The sequence below is a fragment of the Acidovorax soli genome, from assembly GCF_014207955.1.
Classification (GTDB): Bacteria; Pseudomonadota; Gammaproteobacteria; order Burkholderiales; family Burkholderiaceae_C; genus Acidovorax; species Acidovorax soli_A.
Genome location: NZ_JACHLK010000009.1, coordinates 136,212 through 151,976, shown reverse-complemented (window position 1 = coordinate 151,976; position 15,765 = coordinate 136,212). Strand labels below are relative to the sequence as shown.

The window sequence follows — 15,765 nt, the reverse complement described above, 5'->3', positions numbered from 1 at the left end:
CTGGCCGTAAAACTGCGTAAAGATTTGTGCAATATCTCCGGTTTCCAGCGGCGGGATCCCGGCGATCTCAGGGCTTGGAGCCGCTGTTTCGCCATTCGTTCCAGGTTTCAGGCGCAAAACCGACCGAAATCCGGGTGCTGCCGCCCGCATTCCACTCCACCACGGGGCGCTTGACCACGCTGGGCTGGGCCTGCAGCAGGGCGCTGGCGCTGGCATCGTCCTGCACGGCGGCCTGGGTGTCCGCATCGAGCTTGCGCCAGGTCGTGCCCTGGCGGTTGACCAGCCTGTCCCGGCCCACGGCGGCCAGCCAGGCGGGCAGGCGGTCCGCCGGGACGCCCTGTTTCTTGAAATCGTGGAACACGTAGTCCAGGCCCTGGTCGGTGAACCAGGTGCGGGCCTTCTTCACGGTGTCGCAGTTGGGAATGCCGTAGAGGGTGATGGTGCTGGGGCTTGTCATGGGTAATACGGATTCAGGAGGTACGCGAGCGCAGGCTCGGCGACAATCGCGGCCTGTATGGACACGAATAATATCGACACCCTGGACGGCTGGCTGCAGCATTGCGAGCGCCTGCATCCGCACAACATCGACATGGGCCTGGATCGGGTCAGCGAAGTGGCCCGGCGCATGGCGCTGCGCTTCGACTGCCCGGTGATCACCGTGGCGGGCACCAATGGCAAGGGCTCCACCTGCGCCATGCTGGAGGCCGTGGGCCTGCAGGCCGGCTACCGCACGGGGGTGTACACCTCGCCGCACCTGGTGCATTTTGAGGAACGCTGCCGCGTGCATGGCGAGATCGTGGCCGCCGCCGACCTGGTGCCGCACTTCGCGGCCGTGGAGGCCGCCCGCGTGCAGGGTGGCGAGGCGATCTCGCTGACCTATTTCGAATTCAGCACCCTGGCCATCCTGCGCCTCATGAGCCAGTCGCGCCTGGACCTGGCGATCCTGGAAGTGGGCCTGGGCGGGCGGCTCGATGCCACCAACATCATCGATGCCGATTGCGCCATCATCACCAGCATCGACATCGACCACACCGAGTTCCTGGGCAAGGACCGCGAAAGCATCGGCCGCGAGAAGGCCGGCATCATGCGCGCCGGCCGCCCTGCGGTGGTCAGCGACCCGATGGCACCCCAGAGCGTGGTCGACCATGCAGCCGCCATCGGGGCGGACCTGTGGCGCTCAGGCCGGGATTTCAACGTCTCGGGCGACAAGCAGCAGTGGAGCTGGGCCGGGCGCGGCCGCCGCTATGCCGGCCTGGCCTACCCCTCGCTGCGCGGCGCCAACCAACTGGTGAACGCCGCCGGCGTGTTGGCCGCCTTCGAGGCGCTGCGCGATCGCATTCCCGTGACCGCCCAGGCCGTGCGCACCGGCATGGCCATGGTGGAGCTGCCAGGGCGCTTCCAGATCGTGCCGGGCGAGCCCACGCTGGTGCTGGACGTGGCGCACAACCCGCATTCGGTGGCGGCCCTCACGGCCAACCTCGATGCCATGGGCTTTTTCCCCACCACGCACGCGGTGTTCGGCGCCATGGCCGACAAGGACCTGGCGACCATGCTCGCCAAGGTGGGCCCGCTGGTGGACCGCTGGTATTTCACCAACCTGCCCACGGCGCGGGCGGAGACCGGGGCCTCACTGCAGCAGAAGTGGAACGCCCTGCAGATGGTGGCTGGCGGGCGCCGCGAGGTGACCACCAGCGTGCACCAAGACCCCCAGCAGGCGCTGCAGGCTGCTGTGGCAGCGGCAGACCCGGCTGATAGAATCGTGGTCTTTGGCTCGTTCTACACGGTGGGCGGGGTATTGATCAACGGCACCCCCCGCCTGCACGCCAAACATCTGGGTGCGTGAGCACCCCGCACGAGTCGCAACCCCATGGCATTTTTCAAGTTTCGGTGGCCCGGTCAGAGTGAATCCGCCGCACCGGCCGACAAGCCGGCTGCCAAGCGCTCGCGCGCGGCGCCCCCGGCCGAAAGCATCGAAGCGATGCGCCGGCGTGCGCGCCACCGCCTGATCGGTGCCGCCGTGCTGGTGGCCCTGGGCGTGGTGGGCTTTCCGCTGCTGTTTGACACCCAGCCGCGCCCCATCGCGGTGGACATTCCCATCGAGATCCCGGACCGCAACAAGACCGCGCCCGTGGTCGTGCCAGCGCCCGCACCGGCCGCTGCCCAGGCCCCTGTGGCCGCGCCGGCGTCTGCGGCCGTGGCGCGCCAGGCTGCGCCGGCACCGCAGCCCGTGGGCCGCACGGCAGCGGGGCAGGGCCATGCCGGCAATGGCCTGAGCGAGGGCGAGGAGATCATCTCCAGCCCCAAACCCGCGCCAGCACCCAAGCCGCCCGTGGTGGCGGCCGCACCCAAGCCCGAGCCCGCGCCCAAGCCGGAGCACAAACCCGAACCCAGGCCGGAGCCCCGGGTCGCCGCGGCAACGCCGGCCCCAGCACCAGCCCTAGCGCCTGCGGCCCCGCCTGCGCGCAACAGCGATGAGGCCGCCCGTGCCCGCGCCCTGCTCGAGGGCCGCACGGCGGCACCGGCCGTGGCCGCCGCTGCCTCGGCCGGTGCCGAAGAAAGCCGCTTCATCGTGCAGGTGGGCGCCTTTGCCGATGCCGAGAAGGCCCGCGAGGCGCGCACCAAGGTGGAGCGCTCCGGCCTCAAGACGTTTGTGCAGGTGGTGGATACCAAGGATGGCAAGCGCACCCGGGTGCGCGTGGGCCCCTTCAACAACCGGGCCGATGCGGACAAGGCGGCTGGCAAGATCCGCGCGCTGGAACTCTCGGCCTCGGTGCTGACGCTCTGATGCCGGAGCAGGTTGCGCCGGTGATGGCAGCGCTGGACTGGATTTTCGTGGCCGTGCTGCTGGCCTCCATGCTGCTGGGGGCCTGGCGCGGCCTGGTGTACGAGGTGATGTCCCTGGTGGGATGGGTGGTGGCCTTCTTTGTGGCGCAGTACCTGGCCAACGATGTGGCCGCGCTGCTGCCGATGGGCGAGCCGGAAAGCAGCCTGCGCTATGCCGCAGGGTTCGCGCTGGTGTTCATCGGCGCGGTCTTTGCGTGGGGCTTTCTGGCCTGGCTGGCCAAGAAGCTGGTGGAGTCCATCGGCCTGCGTCCGGTGGACCGCACGCTCGGGGCAGCCTTCGGTGTGCTGCGGGGGCTGGTGCTGCTGCTGGCCGTGGCCGTGGTGGCCCGGCTCACGCCGCTGCACGAAGCCGCCTGGTGGCAGGAGTCGCGGGGAGCACCGGTATTGGCCCAGGTGCTGGAGGGGTTGAAACCGGTGCTTCCGGAAGAATTTACAAGGCACTTGCCTTCGTGATACGCAGTGGCCAGAAGCCGCTGTTGTTGGTGTGTAGCGGGGATGTTCCCGCAAACGGATGGAAACGAACTATGTGTGGAATCGTTGGCGTCGTCAGTACAACGCCCGTCAATCAGTTGATCTATGACGCCTTGCTGCTGTTGCAGCACCGGGGCCAGGATGCCGCCGGCATCGTGACCCAGCAGGGCCGCAAGTTCTTCATGCACAAGGCCAAGGGCATGGTGCGCGACGTGTTCCGCACGCGCAACATGCGGGCCCTGCCGGGCAATGTGGGCCTGGGCCAGGTGCGCTACCCCACGGCCGGCAATGCCTACAGCGAGGAAGAGGCCCAGCCCTTCTACGTGAACGCGCCCTTCGGCATCGTGCTGGTGCACAACGGCAACCTGACCAACGCGCAGACCCTGCGCACCGAGCTGTTCCAGACCGACCACCGCCACACCAACACCGAGAGCGACTCGGAAGTGCTGCTCAACGTGTTCGCGCACGAACTGGAGCGCGCCACGGCCGGCGTGCCGCTGAGCCCCGAAGACGTGTTCAAGGCCGTGCGCGCCGTGCACAAGCGCATCAAGGGCTCGTACGCCGTGATCGCGCTGATCGCCGGGCACGGCCTGCTGGCCTTCCGCGACCCGCATGGCATCCGCCCCCTGGCCATTGGCCGCGGCGCCGATGGCACCGTCATGGTGGGCAGCGAATCGGTGGCGCTGGAGGGCACCTCGCATGTGTTCGAGCGCAACATCGAGCCCGGCGAAGCCGTGTTCATCACGCTCGACGGCACCGTGCACTCGGCCCAGTGTGCCGATAACCCGCAGCTCAACCCCTGCATCTTCGAGTTCGTGTACCTGGCGCGCCCCGACTCGGTGCTCGACGGCATCTCGGTCTACCAGGCGCGCCTGAACCTGGGCGAGGCCCTGGCCAAGCGCGTGGTCTCCACCGTGCCGCCCAACGAGATCGACGTCATCATCCCCATCCCCGAGTCGAGCCGCCCCAGCGCCACGCAGCTGGCGCACCTGCTGGGCGTGCCCTACCGCGAAGGTTTCGTGAAGAACCGCTACGTGGGCCGCACCTTCATCATGCCAGGGCAGGGCGTGCGCAAGAAGTCCGTGCGCCAGAAGCTCAATGTGATCGCCAGCGAGTTCAAGGGCCGCAACGTGCTGCTGGTGGACGACTCCATCGTGCGCGGCACCACCTCGCGCGAGATCGTGCAGATGGCGCGCGATGCCGGTGCCCGCAACGTCTACCTGGCCAGCGCCGCGCCACCGGTGCGCTACCCCAACGTGTATGGCATCGACATGCCCACCAGCAGCGAGCTGGTGGCCCATGGCCGCACGGTGGAAGAGATTCGCCAGGTCATCGGCTGCGACGCGCTGATCTACCAGGACGTGGATGGCATGAAGAAGGCCGTGGGCTCGCTCAACAAGGCTATCGTGGGCTTCGACGCATCGTGCTTCGACGGCACCTACGTCACGGGCGACATCACGGCCGACGAGATCGCGCGCCTGAACGAAGGCCGCGTGGGTGTGGAAGAGAACGAGGAAGACACCTCCCGCCTGGCCCTGCCCAACGCCCAGGACGCATAAGTAACAAGCAAGCCCTTTCGGGGGCTGGCATCCTTCGCTGACAAGCCATTCGTGGGCGCGCCGGTCATCGGGGCGCCCATGCCGTTTCAGGGCAGGCCCGCCCGGCACTTATCATTATTGGCATTGCACGCCGCCTTTTGCCCGTGCCATGGCCCGCAGGGCAGGGCGGCCCACCTCACAAGACTATGACCGACCAGAACACCACCCCCACCCCCACCGCCGGCCGCGTGCGCACGCGCTTTGCGCCATCGCCCACGGGCTTCATCCACCTGGGCAACATCCGCTCGGCCCTGTATCCCTGGGCTTTTGCGCGCGCCATGGGTGGCGATTTCGTGCTGCGCATTGAAGACACCGACGTGGAGCGCTCCAGCCAGGTGGCCGTGGATGTGATCCTGGAAAGCATGGAATGGCTGAGCATGCAGCCCGACGAAGGCCCGTTCTACCAGATGCATCGCATGGACCGCTACCGCGCCGTGCTCGAAGAGCTCAAGGCCACGGGCCTGGTCTACCCCTGCTACATGAGCATCGCCGAACTCGACGCCCTGCGCGAGAAGCAGATGGCCGCCAAGGAAAAGCCGCGCTACGACGGCACCTGGCGCCCCGAGCCCGGCAAGGCCCTGCCAGCCATCCCCGAAGGCGTGCAGCCTGTGCTGCGCTTCAAGAACCCGCAGGGCGGCGTGGTCGCCTGGGACGACAAGGTCAAGGGCCGCATCGAGATCCGCAACGACGAGCTCGACGACCTGGTGATCGCGCGCCCCGATGGCACGCCCACCTACAACTTCTGCGTGGTGGTGGACGACATCGACATGGCCATCACCCATGTGATCCGTGGCGACGACCATGTGAACAACACGCCGCGCCAGATCAACATCTTCCGTGCCCTGGGCAAGGAACCCCCGGTGTACGCCCACCTGCCTACCGTGCTCAACGAGCAGGGCGAGAAGATGAGCAAGCGCAACGGCGCCAAGCCCGTGACGCAGTACCGCGACGAAGGCTACCTGCCCGACGCCATGGTCAATTACCTGGCCCGCCTGGGCTGGAGCCACGGCGACGACGAGATCTTCAGCCGCGCGCAGTTTCTCGAATGGTTCAACCTTGACCACCTGGGCCGCAGCGCTGCGCAGTTCGACGAGGCCAAGCTGCGCTGGGTCAACGCCCAGCACCTCAAGGCCATGGACGACGAGGCCCTGGCTGCCCTGGTCTCGGCCCAACTGCAAAAGCGCGGCCTGGCTGCTGCCGATCTGGCCGACGGCCGTCTGCCGCGCATCTGTGCCCTGTTCAAGGACCGCTGCGACACCACCGTGGCCCTGGCCGAATGGGCCCAGGTCTTCTATGGCGACGTGACGCCCAACGAGGCGGAGCTGGCCCAGCATGTGACCGATGCCATCAAGCCCGCCATCGCCGCGCTGTCCGAAACGCTGGCCACCTGCGAATGGAACAAGGCTGCGATCAGCGCCGCCTTCAAGCAAGTGCTGGCTGCCCATGGCCTGAAGATGCCCCAACTGGCCATGCCCGTGCGCGTGCTGACGGTGGGCACGGCCCATACGCCATCGGTCGATGCGGTGCTGGAATTGCTCGGACGCGAAAAAATTCGCGTTCGTTTGCAAAACGGCTAAAAACCTGTCTATAATTTGAGTCTCTGATGAAGACGACATACACAGTGTGAATGAAGTCGACAAAGGGCAGTTTGGGAAGGTATTTCCAGCTGCATCAAGTGGGGGTATAGCTCAGCTGGGAGAGCGCTTGCATGGCATGCAAGAGGTCATCGGTTCGATCCCGTTTACCTCCACCACTTTCCATCAGAACGGTTCGCAAGTTCCAAGGTTTTGACCCTATCGTCTAGAGGCCTAGGACATCACCCTTTCACGGTGAGTACCGGGGTTCGAATCCCCGTAGGGTCGCCAAGTTGTAGCGCTTGGCTTGTGTGATGTGAAAACATTGCTGCAAGCGAAAGCTGCCTGCCAGGAGTGGTAGTTCAGTTGGTTAGAATACCGGCCTGTCACGCCGGGGGTCGCGGGTTCGAGTCCCGTCCACTCCGCCAGTTTATTGCCGTCGTGTGTCATCTGTGTGATGCGCGAAGGCCCCGTGGGGGTATAGCTCAGCTGGGAGAGCGCTTGCATGGCATGCAAGAGGTCATCGGTTCGATCCCGTTTACCTCCACCACGGTTTTTTGGTTAGTCGGTTAGTTCCAAGGTTATGACCCTATCGTCTAGAGGCCTAGGACATCACCCTTTCACGGTGAGTACCGGGGTTCGAATCCCCGTAGGGTCGCCAAGTTTGTAGCGCTTGGCCTGTGTCGCACGATGCAGGCGAAAGCTATCTACCAGGAGTGGTAGTTCAGTTGGTTAGAATACCGGCCTGTCACGCCGGGGGTCGCGGGTTCGAGTCCCGTCCACTCCGCCAAAATGAAAGCCGATGCAAATTTCTGATTTGCATCGGCTTTTTCATTGGTGATTTTGATTTGAGATCGATCCTGGTAAAAATGCGCCAAGCATTTGCAGTAGAAACTCCGTGCCTGGTCCGAGGCTTCATTGGTCTTCGCCCCTGATGGCACTGCCTTCGCACTACTGCGTTCAAGGCATTGCCGGCACAAGGCACGGCTATTTCAGAGGATGAAGGGGCTGATCAACGCCCGCAGCATCCCATGGGCTACCGCACTTTTGTGTGGCGCACCGCTCCCGTTGACACACCTTGCACCCTCAGATTGACGGGATGGGTCCCTAGTTTGATCGGATCAGGAACCCGTGCCGCGCGGCCTGTCCCTAGAATTCCGGTGCGTTCCCGGTGCCCACCGGCCACCCGGCACATTCTCTTCTCCACTGCCAAGCAACCTCCAAGGATGGGATCTTCCATGCAACTCACCAGCCACAGTTTCCAAGACGGCCAGGCCATTCCCGGCGAATTCGCCTTCGCGGTGCCCGATGCGGCATCGCATGTGGCCCTGTCCTCCAACCGCAACCCGCACCTGGCTTGGAGCGGTGCGCCCGACGGCACCCAGTCGTTCGTGGTGGTTTGCCATGATCCCGATGTGCCCAGCCGCGGCGACGACGTGAACCAGGAGGGCCGCCAGGTGCCCGCCACGCTGCCGCGCGTGGATTTCTTCCACTGGCTGCTGCTCGACATTCCGGCCGGCACCACGCAGATCGAGGCGGGCGCGCAGTCGGGTGCCGTCACGCCGCGCGGCAAGGGTGGCCCTGCGGCGCCCGGTGGCCTGCGCCATGGCATCAACGATTACACCGGCTGGTTTGCGGGCGACGAGCAGATGAAGGGCGACTACTACGGTTACGACGGCCCCTGCCCACCCTGGAACGACACCCTGGTGCACCACTACGTCTTCACCGTGTATGCCCTGGCCGCGCCGACCCTGGCCGTGCAGGGGCCGCTGACCGGCGCGAACGTGCGTGCCGCCCTGGCTGCGGCCCCGGTGCTGGCGCAGGCCCGCCTGACCGGTCTCTACAGCCTGAACCCTGCGGTGCCTGCCGCTTGATGAGTGCCAGGGACGCATGGCCGCCAGCTGCCGTGCCGCAAAAGGGTGCTGGCGCAGGCTCGGGCTGGTGGCTGCCGGACCGCACCCCCGTGCTGCGGCGTGGATTGTGCGGGCTGGCGCAGCCCTGCCTGAAGCAGCCCCAGCACACGCCGCGTTTCCTGTTCCACGAGGCGACCCTGGTGCTGGTGGCGGCAGGTCAGTTGCAGCTGGACGAGGGTGGCGGGAGTCCGGCGGTGGTGGTGGACACGCCAGCGTCGTTGCTGCTCGTCCAGCCGGGCACCTGCGCCGAGCTGGTGAAGACGCCAGGTGGCGCCGAGCAGCGCTTTCGCTCCGTGCTGCTCACGCTGTCGTCCGATCTGCTGGAGGCCTTCCAGCGCGCCCGGCCGCCGGGTGGGGCGGATGCGGCCACGGCAGCAGCAGCGCCGTTCACGCGAATGCCCTTGGATGAAGACCTGGCCGCCACCCTGCGGCATGTGGTGGACAGCGCTGGCGGCCTGCACCTCAGCGACGAGCGCCTGGGCTACCGCCTGATGGACCTGCTGGCCGCTCTGGCAGAGCGTGGCCATCTGTTCAAGGCTGGCGCGCAGCAGGGCACCTCGGGGCGCCTGCGCACCCTGATCGGCGAGGCGCCAGAGCGGCACTGGACGGCCCAGGAGGCCGGGCGGGCCCTGGCCATGAGCGAGGCCACCCTGCGCAGGCGCCTTGCCAAGGAGCAGGTGCGCTTCGATGTGCTGTTGGTCGATGTCCGCATGCACCATGCGCTGATGCTGGTGCAGACCACGGCCTGGAGCATTCCGCGCATTGCGCAGGCCTGTGGCTACCAGTCGCGGGCGCGTTTTGCCGAGCGCTTCCGTGCGCGCTTTGGCTACCTGCCGTCGGCCGTTCGGTAGGCCTGCGGGCAATCGTCCTACATCGATTCAGGACGCAGCCGCCATGGGCTGGCGGGCCCCGGCGCCCACCATGGATCGATATCCGCCCCACAGGAAAAAGCCATGGAAGACCATCCCGCCAGCTGGCCCGTGTCCCGGCGCGACCTGCTGATCGCAGGTGGCGCCTGCGGCGCGGCAACGGCCGCCATGCCCGCCCACGCCCAGGTGGCCGTGCCCCAACCCCCGGGCGTCACCTTCCCCATCCCCATGGCCAAGGTGGCCTTCATCGTGAACAGCCAGCCGCGCGAGCTGGAGCTGGACACCCGCACCACCTTGCTCGATGCGCTGCGCGAGCACCTGCAGCTCACGGGTACCAAGAAGGGCTGCGACCATGGCCAGTGCGGCGCCTGCACGGTGATCGCCGATGGCCGGCGCATCAACGCCTGCCTGACCCTGGCGGTGATGCACGAGGGATCGCAGATCACCACCGTGGAGGGCCTGGGCACGCCGCGCAACCTGCACCCGATGCAGGCGGCCTTTGTGAAACACGACGGCTACCAGTGCGGCTATTGCACGCCCGGGCAGATCTGCTCGGCCGTGGGCGTGCTCGACGAGATCCGCCGCGGCATCCCCAGCCATGTGAGCGCCGACCTCACGGCGCGGCCGCTGCTCTCGGCCGAGGAACTGCGCGAGCGCATGAGCGGCAATATCTGCCGCTGCGGTGCGTACTCCAACATCGTGGATGCCCTTGCGGACGTGGCGGGGGTGAAAGCATGAAGCCCTTCACCTACGAGCGGGCCCAGTCGCCCGCAGAGGCGGCCGCGGCGGTCGAGCGGGTGCCTGGGGCCAAATTCATCGCGGGCGGCACCAACCTGCTGGACCTGATGAAGCTGCAGATAGAGAACCCCGTGCACCTGGTGGATGTGAACGCACTGCAACTGGACAAGGTCGAGCCCGCGCTGGACGGCGGCCTGCGCATCGGCGCCCTGGTGCGCAACACCGACCTGGCCGCGCACGAACGTGTGCGGCGTGACTATGGCGTGCTTGCGCGTGCCCTGCTGGCGGGTGCCTCGGGCCAGTTGCGCAACAAGGCCACCACGGCCGGCAACCTGCTGCAGCGCACCCGTTGCCCGTACTTTTACGACACCCACATGCCCTGCAACAAGCGCCAGCCGGGCAGCGGCTGCAGCGCCATCGGCGGGGTGACGCGCCAGCATGCGGTGATCGGCACCAGCCCGGCCTGCATCGCCATGCACCCGAGCGACATGGCCGTGGCCCTGCGCGTACTCGACGCCAAGGTGGAGACGGTGCGCGGCGATGGCCGCACGCGCGTGATCCCGATCGCCGACTTCCACCGCCTGCCGGGCACCACGCCGCACATCGAGACGGTGCTGGCACCGGGCGAGCTCATCACCGCCGTGACCCTGCCCCGGCCCGTGGGCGGCACGCATGTCTATCGCAAGGTGCGCGATCGCGCCTCGTATGCCTTTGCGCTGGTTTCGGTGGCCGCCATCGTGCAGCGCAATGGCACGGGGCGCGTGGCGCTGGGTGGCGTGGCCCACAGGCCCTGGCGTGTGGAGGCGGCCGAGGCCGAGCTGCCCAACGGCGCCAAGGCCACGGCCGGCAAGCTGCTGGCCGGCGCGCAGCCCGCGCACGACAACGCGTTCAAGCTGGCATTGGCCGAGCGCACCCTGGCCGCCGTGCTGGCACAGGCAAAAGGGGCTTGAGCCATGCAATTCGACACGCCCGCCACCACCAACCCCATCGACCAGCTGCGCGTGGTCGGCCAGGCCGTCGACCGCATCGACGGCCCCCTGAAGACCAGCGGTGTGGCGCCCTACGCCTATGAGCGCCACGACGCAGTGGCCAGGCCCGCCTACGGCGTCGTGGTCGGCGCCGCCATTGCCAGGGGCCGCATCGAGTCCATGGACCTGCGTGCCGCGCAGGGCTCACCCGGCGTGATCGCCATCGTCACGGCGAAGACGGCGGGTGCCCTGGGCCAGGGAAAATTCAATACGGCCCGCCTGCTGGCCGGCCCCGAGGTGCAGCACTACCACCAGGCCATCGCCCTGGTCGTGGCCCACAGCTTCGAGCAGGCGCGCGCCGCGGCGCAGCTGCTGAAGGTGCAGTACGCCCGCGCGCCGGGCCAGTTCGACCTGGCGGCCGCGCGCCCTTCGGCGCAGAAGCCGCCCGAACAGGACGGATCGCCCGCCGACACCCGCAAGGGCGGCTTCGAGAAAGCCTTCGATGCGGCGCCCGTGCAGCACGACGCCACCTACACCACACCCGACCATTCGCACGCCATGATGGAGCCGCATGCCACCACCGCGGCATGGAACGGCGACAAGCTCACCGTCTGGAGCTCCAACCAGATGGTCGACTGGAGCGTGGGCGACCTGGCCAAAACCCTGGGCATCCCCAAGGAGAACGTGCGCCTGGTCTCGCCCTTCGTGGGTGGCGGCTTTGGCGGCAAGCTGTTCATCCGTGCCGATGTGCTGCTGGCCGCACTGGGCGCCAAGGCGGCGCGCCAGCCCGTGAAGGTGGCGCTGCAGCGGCCGCTGATCGCCAACAACACCACGCACCGGCCGGCCACCATCCAGCGCATCCGCATCGGTGCCGCGAAGAACGGCAAGATCAGTGCCATTGCCCATGAAAGCTGGTCCGGCGACCTGCCGGGCGGCAAGCCCGAGACGGCGGTGAACCAGACGCGCTTGCTCTATGCCGGTGCCCACCGGCTCACCGCCACGCGCCTGGCCGTGCTCGACCTGCCCGAGGGCAATGCCATGCGCGCCCCGGGCGAGGCCCCCGGCCTGATGGCGCTGGAGATCGCCATGGACGAGATGGCGCACAAGCTGGGCATCGACCCGGTGGAGCTGCGCGCGATCAATGACACCCAGGTGGACCCCGAACATCCCGAACGCCGGTTCTCGCAGCGGCAGCTGGTCGAGTGCCTGCGCACCGGTGCCCAGCGCTTTGGTTGGAGCCAGCGCAAGGCAGAGCCCGGCCAGGTGCGCGATGGCCGCTGGCTGGTGGGCATGGGCGTGGCCGCGGCCTTTCGCAACAACCTGGTGATGAAGTCCGGCGCGCGCGTGCGGCTCAGCCCGCGCGGCGTGCTCACGGTGGAAACCGACATGACCGATATCGGCACGGGCTCGTACACGGTCATTGCACAGACCGCTGCCGAGATGCTGGGCCTGCCGGTCCACAAGGTCATGGTGCGCCTGGGGGATTCGTCCTTTCCCGTGTCGGCCGGCTCGGGCGGGCAGTGGGGTGCCAATTCGTCCACGGCCGGGGTGTATGCGGCCTGCGTGAAGCTGCGCGAGGCCATTACCCAGAAGCTGGGCATGGCGGACGAGGGCATCCAGTTTGAAGGCGGCATGGTGCGCGCCGGCGAGCGCTCCGTGCCCCTGGCCGAGGCGGCGGCCGATGGCGAACTGGTGGTGGAAGACAGCATCGCGTATGGCGACCTGCAGAAGAAATTCCAGCAATCGACCTTCGGCGCGCATTTCGTCGAGGTGGGCGTGGACGTGGCCACCGGCGAGATCCGCGTGCGCCGTATGCTGGCCGTGTGCGCTGCAGGCCGCATCCTCAACCCCAAGACGGCGCGCAGCCAGGTCATTGGCGCCATGACCATGGGCGTGGGGGCCGCGCTGATGGAAGACCTGGCCGTGGACAAGCGCCAGGGCTTTTTCGTGAACCACGATTTGGCCAGCTACGAGGTGCCGGTGCATGCCGACATCCCGCACCAGGAGGTGGTCTTCCTGGACGAGACCGACCCGACTTCGTCGCCCATGAAGGCCAAGGGCGTGGGCGAGCTGGGCCTGTGCGGCGTGGGCGCCGCCATTGCCAACGCCGTCTTCAACGCCACGGGCGCGCGGGTGCGCGATTACCCGGTCACGCTGGACAAGCTGCTCGACAAGCTGCCGCCCATGGCCTGACGGTCAGGACGTGAGCTCTTTGAGCAGTTCCGTCTCGATCTGGATCTGCCGTGCGTTGTTCTGCAGCTCCGGGCCCTGCACCAGAAAGGTGTCTTCCACGCGCTCGCCCAGGGTGCTGACCTTGGCCAGTTGCACGCTCAGGTGGTGCTGGGCCAGCACGCGCGCCACCAGGTAGAGCAGGCCGGCGCGGTCGCTGGCCGAGATGGCCAGCAGCCAGCGCTGGGCCTTTTCATCGGGGCGCAGGGTGACGCGCGGCGCAAAGGGGAAGCTCTTGACCCGGCGCGAGACGCGCTTGCGCGTGGGCTCGGGCAGGGGGCCGCCTTCCTCGATCACATGCACCAGGTCGCTCTCCACCATGTGGGTCAGCTCGCGGTAGTGGCCGGCCTGGTCGTCGGCCACGATCTGGAAGGTGTCGAGCGCATGCTGGTTGTTGGCCGTGTGCACGCGCGCATCGAGGATGCTGAAGCCCGCGCGGTCGAAATAGCCGCAGATGCGCGCGAACAGGTCTTCCTGGTCGGGTGCGTAGACCATCACCTGCAGGCCGTCGCCGGCCAGCGACTGGCGCGCACGCACCACGGGCTTGGGGGCGCCCACATGGCGTGAGAGGTGGCGCGTGTGCCAGGCGATGTCGGCCGCCTCGTGGCGCATGAAGTAGCTCACGTCCAGCGTGGCCCACAAAGCCTTGTGCGCCTCGAAGGGCAGGGCGCTCAGCGCCAGCAGCACCAGGGCCTCGCGCTTGCGCGCCTCGACCTCGGCCGCGGCGTCGGGGGCGCGCCCGCCCAGGGCGCGCAGCGTGGCGCGGTACAGGTCTTCGAGCAGCTTGCCCTTCCAGGCGTTCCACACCTTGGGGCTGGTGCCGCGGATGTCGGCCACCGTGAGCAGGTACAGCGCCGTGAGGTAGCGCTCGTTGCCCACGCGTTTGGCAAAGGCGGCGATCACGTCCGGGTCGCTCAGGTCTTCCTTCTGCGCGATGCGGCTCATGGCCAAGTGTTCGCTGACCAGGAACTCGACGAGCTGGCCGTCTTCGCGGTCCACCTTGTGCTGGCGGCAAAAGCGCCGCACTTCCATGGCGCCGATCTGCGAATGGTCGCCGCCGCGGCCCTTGCCGATGTCGTGGAACAGCGCGGCCAGGTACAGCAGCCAGGGCTTGTCCCAGCCGCCGGCCAGTTGCGAGCAGAACGGGTACTCGTGCGCATGCTCGGCCATGAAGAAGCGGCGCACATTGCGCAGCACCATCAGGATGTGCTGGTCCACCGTGTAGACGTGGAACAGGTCGTGCTGCATCTGGCCCACGATGCCGCGGAAGGCCCACAGGTAGCGCCCCAGCACCGAGGTCTGGTTCATGAGCCGCATGGCATGCGTGATGCCGGCGGGCTGCTGCAGGATGCGCATGAAGGCGGCGCGGTTCACCGGGTCGCTGCGAAAGGCCCCGTCCATCACGCCGCGCGCGTTGTACAGCGCGCGCAGGGTGCGCGCCGACAGGTCCTTGAGCCCCACCGTGGTCTGGTAGAGCAAAAAGGTCTCCAGGATGGCGTGCGGGTCCTTGAGGTACAGGTCGTCGCTGGCGACCTCGATCAGGCCCGATTTTTCGAAGAAGCGCTCGTTGATGGGGCGCAGCTCGTGCGCCGAGGGGTTGAGCGCCTCCTCGATGTTGAGAAGCAAAATCTGGCTGAGCTGCGAAACCGCCTTGGCCGCCCAGTAGTAGCGGCGCATCATGGCCTCGCTGGCGCGCATGGGCAGGCGCGAGCCATCGGGCGCCTGCGAGCGGTAGCCGAAGGACTCGGCCACGGCGGTCTGCAGGTCGAACACCAGCCGGTCTTCGTGCCGGCCCGCCGCCGCATGCAGGCGCGCACGGATCAGGCACAGCACAGCCTCGTTGCGCTCGATCTGGCGCACCTCGAAGGCCGTGGCCATGCCGTTGGCGGCCAGTTCCTTCCAGGTGCTGCCCAGGCCCGCTGCGCGCGCCACCCACAGGATCATCTGCAGGTCGCGCAGGCCGCCGGGCGACTCCTTGCAGTTGGGCTCCAGCGAATAGGGCGTGTTCTCGTACTTGTTGTGGCGCTGGCGCATCTCCAGCGTCTTGGCCACGAGGAAGGCCTGCGGGTCCATCTGCGCGCGGTACCGCTCCTGGAACCGGGCGAAGAGTTCGGTGCTGCCGCAGATCTGGCGCGCTTCGAGCAGCGAGGTCTGCACCGTCACATCGGCCGCTGCCTCGGCCAGGCATTCGGCGATGGTGCGCACGCTGGAGCCGATTTCCAGCCCTGCATCCCAGCAGCTGCCGATGAAGCCTTCAAGCTGGCCGCGCAGCACGCTGCAGCCGTCGGCCGCGCGGTCGTCGGGCAGCAGCAGCAGCACGTCCACGTCGGAGTAGGGAAACAGCTGGTCGCGGCCAAAGCCGCCCACCGCCACCAGCGCCAGATCGGGCGGCAGCTCGGCGCGCTGCCACAGCTGCTGCAGCAGGTCGCCCGCCAGGGTGGAGAGCTTGCGCAGCAGCACCCGGATGCCGCGGGTGGAGGCACCCGTGGCCTGGATCGAGGCCATCAGCGCCGCCTTGTCGCGGCGGTAGGCATCCCGCAGGGCGTGGATTTCGGTCATGG

At 67.6% G+C, this 15,765-nt stretch carries 12 protein-coding genes and 6 tRNA genes; 16 read left to right on the top strand and 2 right to left on the bottom strand.

All coding sequences use genetic code 11. The features are described from left to right. Positions 1-67: 67 nt before the first annotated feature. Entirely contained in the window at positions 68-457 is a 390-nt protein-coding gene (locus HNP48_RS21640; protein ID WP_184860926.1) for an arsenate reductase, read from the bottom strand. 57 nt (positions 458-514) lie between these two features. Between HNP48_RS21640 and folC the strand changes: the two genes are divergently transcribed. From folC to paoC, 16 genes are all read left to right on the top strand, one after another. After that, positions 515-1,843 (top strand): bifunctional tetrahydrofolate synthase/dihydrofolate synthase, encoded by a 1,329-nt coding sequence (gene folC / locus HNP48_RS21635; RefSeq protein ID WP_184860924.1) that lies wholly within the window; start codon positions 515-517, stop codon positions 1,841-1,843. Between the two features lie 24 nt (positions 1,844-1,867). Continuing rightward, positions 1,868-2,785, top strand: coding sequence for an SPOR domain-containing protein (locus HNP48_RS21630; RefSeq protein ID WP_184860922.1), 918 nt, complete (start codon positions 1,868-1,870; stop codon positions 2,783-2,785). 23 nt (positions 2,786-2,808) lie between these two features. Continuing rightward, positions 2,809-3,297, top strand: coding sequence for a CvpA family protein (locus tag HNP48_RS21625; RefSeq protein ID WP_184861228.1), 489 nt, complete (start codon positions 2,809-2,811; stop codon positions 3,295-3,297). A gap of 71 nt (positions 3,298-3,368) precedes the next feature. After that, on the top strand, positions 3,369-4,874 hold the full coding sequence (gene purF / locus HNP48_RS21620; protein WP_184860920.1) for an amidophosphoribosyltransferase: 1,506 nt from the start codon (positions 3,369-3,371) through the stop codon (positions 4,872-4,874). 185 nt (positions 4,875-5,059) lie between these two features. Next, the gene (gltX, locus tag HNP48_RS21615; protein ID WP_184860918.1) at positions 5,060-6,490 is read left to right on the top strand and encodes a glutamate--tRNA ligase; all 1,431 of its coding nucleotides are present in this window, start codon (positions 5,060-5,062) and stop codon (positions 6,488-6,490) included. Between the two features lie 100 nt (positions 6,491-6,590). Next, positions 6,591-6,666: transfer RNA gene (locus tag HNP48_RS21610), tRNA-Ala, on the top strand. A 36-nt stretch (positions 6,667-6,702) separates the two neighbouring features. After that, a tRNA-Glu gene (locus HNP48_RS21605) sits at positions 6,703-6,778 on the top strand. A 60-nt stretch (positions 6,779-6,838) separates the two neighbouring features. Continuing rightward, positions 6,839-6,915, top strand: a tRNA-Asp gene (locus HNP48_RS21600). Positions 6,916-6,961: 46 nt separating this feature from the next. Continuing rightward, positions 6,962-7,037, top strand: a tRNA-Ala gene (locus tag HNP48_RS21595). A 35-nt stretch (positions 7,038-7,072) separates the two neighbouring features. Next, positions 7,073-7,148: transfer RNA gene (locus tag HNP48_RS21590), tRNA-Glu, on the top strand. Between the two features lie 52 nt (positions 7,149-7,200). Next, positions 7,201-7,277 (top strand) — tRNA-Asp (locus HNP48_RS21585). Positions 7,278-7,725: 448 nt separating this feature from the next. After that, on the top strand, positions 7,726-8,361 hold the full coding sequence (locus HNP48_RS21580; RefSeq protein ID WP_184860916.1) for a YbhB/YbcL family Raf kinase inhibitor-like protein: 636 nt from the start codon (positions 7,726-7,728) through the stop codon (positions 8,359-8,361). Then, the gene (locus HNP48_RS21575; protein WP_184860914.1) at positions 8,361-9,251 is read left to right on the top strand and encodes a helix-turn-helix transcriptional regulator; all 891 of its coding nucleotides are present in this window, start codon (positions 8,361-8,363) and stop codon (positions 9,249-9,251) included. The genes HNP48_RS21580 and HNP48_RS21575 overlap by 1 nt, the downstream gene beginning before the upstream one ends. Positions 9,252-9,353: 102 nt before the next feature. Continuing rightward, entirely contained in the window at positions 9,354-10,007 is a 654-nt protein-coding gene (gene paoA / locus HNP48_RS21570; protein WP_184860912.1) for an aldehyde dehydrogenase iron-sulfur subunit PaoA, read from the top strand. Next, a complete protein-coding gene (locus HNP48_RS21565) occupies positions 10,004-10,957 on the top strand; it encodes a xanthine dehydrogenase family protein subunit M (RefSeq protein WP_184860910.1) in 954 nt (317 codons plus the stop codon). Before paoA ends, HNP48_RS21565 begins: the two co-directional genes overlap by 4 nt. Positions 10,958-10,960: 3 nt before the next feature. Further along, positions 10,961-13,168, top strand: a complete 2,208-nt coding sequence (gene paoC, locus HNP48_RS21560) for an aldehyde oxidoreductase molybdenum-binding subunit PaoC (RefSeq protein ID WP_184860908.1) — start codon at positions 10,961-10,963, stop codon at positions 13,166-13,168. A 3-nt stretch (positions 13,169-13,171) separates the two neighbouring features. On the opposite strand, the gene HNP48_RS21555 is transcribed toward paoC, so the two are convergent. Next, on the bottom strand, positions 13,172-15,763 hold the full coding sequence (locus HNP48_RS21555) for a [protein-PII] uridylyltransferase (protein WP_184860906.1): 2,592 nt from the start codon (positions 15,761-15,763) through the stop codon (positions 13,172-13,174). Between the last annotated feature and the right edge of the window lie 2 nt (positions 15,764-15,765).

Bases quoted from the DNA above. Each gene is read 5' to 3' on its own strand.
- HNP48_RS21640 (WP_184860926.1), bottom strand. From the start codon at position 457: ATGACAAGCCCCAGCACCATCACCCTCTACGGCATTCCCAACTGCGAC.
- HNP48_RS21580 (WP_184860916.1), top strand. From the start codon at position 7,726: ATGCAACTCACCAGCCACAGTTTCCAAGACGGCCAGGCCATTCCCGGC.
- HNP48_RS21565 (WP_184860910.1), top strand. From the start codon at position 10,004: ATGAAGCCCTTCACCTACGAGCGGGCCCAGTCGCCCGCAGAGGCGGCC.
- folC (WP_184860924.1), top strand. From the start codon at position 515: ATGGACACGAATAATATCGACACCCTGGACGGCTGGCTGCAGCATTGC.
- paoC (WP_184860908.1), top strand. From the start codon at position 10,961: ATGCAATTCGACACGCCCGCCACCACCAACCCCATCGACCAGCTGCGC.
- HNP48_RS21630 (WP_184860922.1), top strand. From the start codon at position 1,868: ATGGCATTTTTCAAGTTTCGGTGGCCCGGTCAGAGTGAATCCGCCGCA.
- HNP48_RS21575 (WP_184860914.1), top strand. From the start codon at position 8,361: ATGAGTGCCAGGGACGCATGGCCGCCAGCTGCCGTGCCGCAAAAGGGT.
- HNP48_RS21555 (WP_184860906.1), bottom strand. From the start codon at position 15,763: ATGACCGAAATCCACGCCCTGCGGGATGCCTACCGCCGCGACAAGGCG.
- purF (WP_184860920.1), top strand. From the start codon at position 3,369: ATGTGTGGAATCGTTGGCGTCGTCAGTACAACGCCCGTCAATCAGTTG.
- gltX (WP_184860918.1), top strand. From the start codon at position 5,060: ATGACCGACCAGAACACCACCCCCACCCCCACCGCCGGCCGCGTGCGC.
- HNP48_RS21625 (WP_184861228.1), top strand. From the start codon at position 2,809: ATGGCAGCGCTGGACTGGATTTTCGTGGCCGTGCTGCTGGCCTCCATG.
- paoA (WP_184860912.1), top strand. From the start codon at position 9,354: ATGGAAGACCATCCCGCCAGCTGGCCCGTGTCCCGGCGCGACCTGCTG.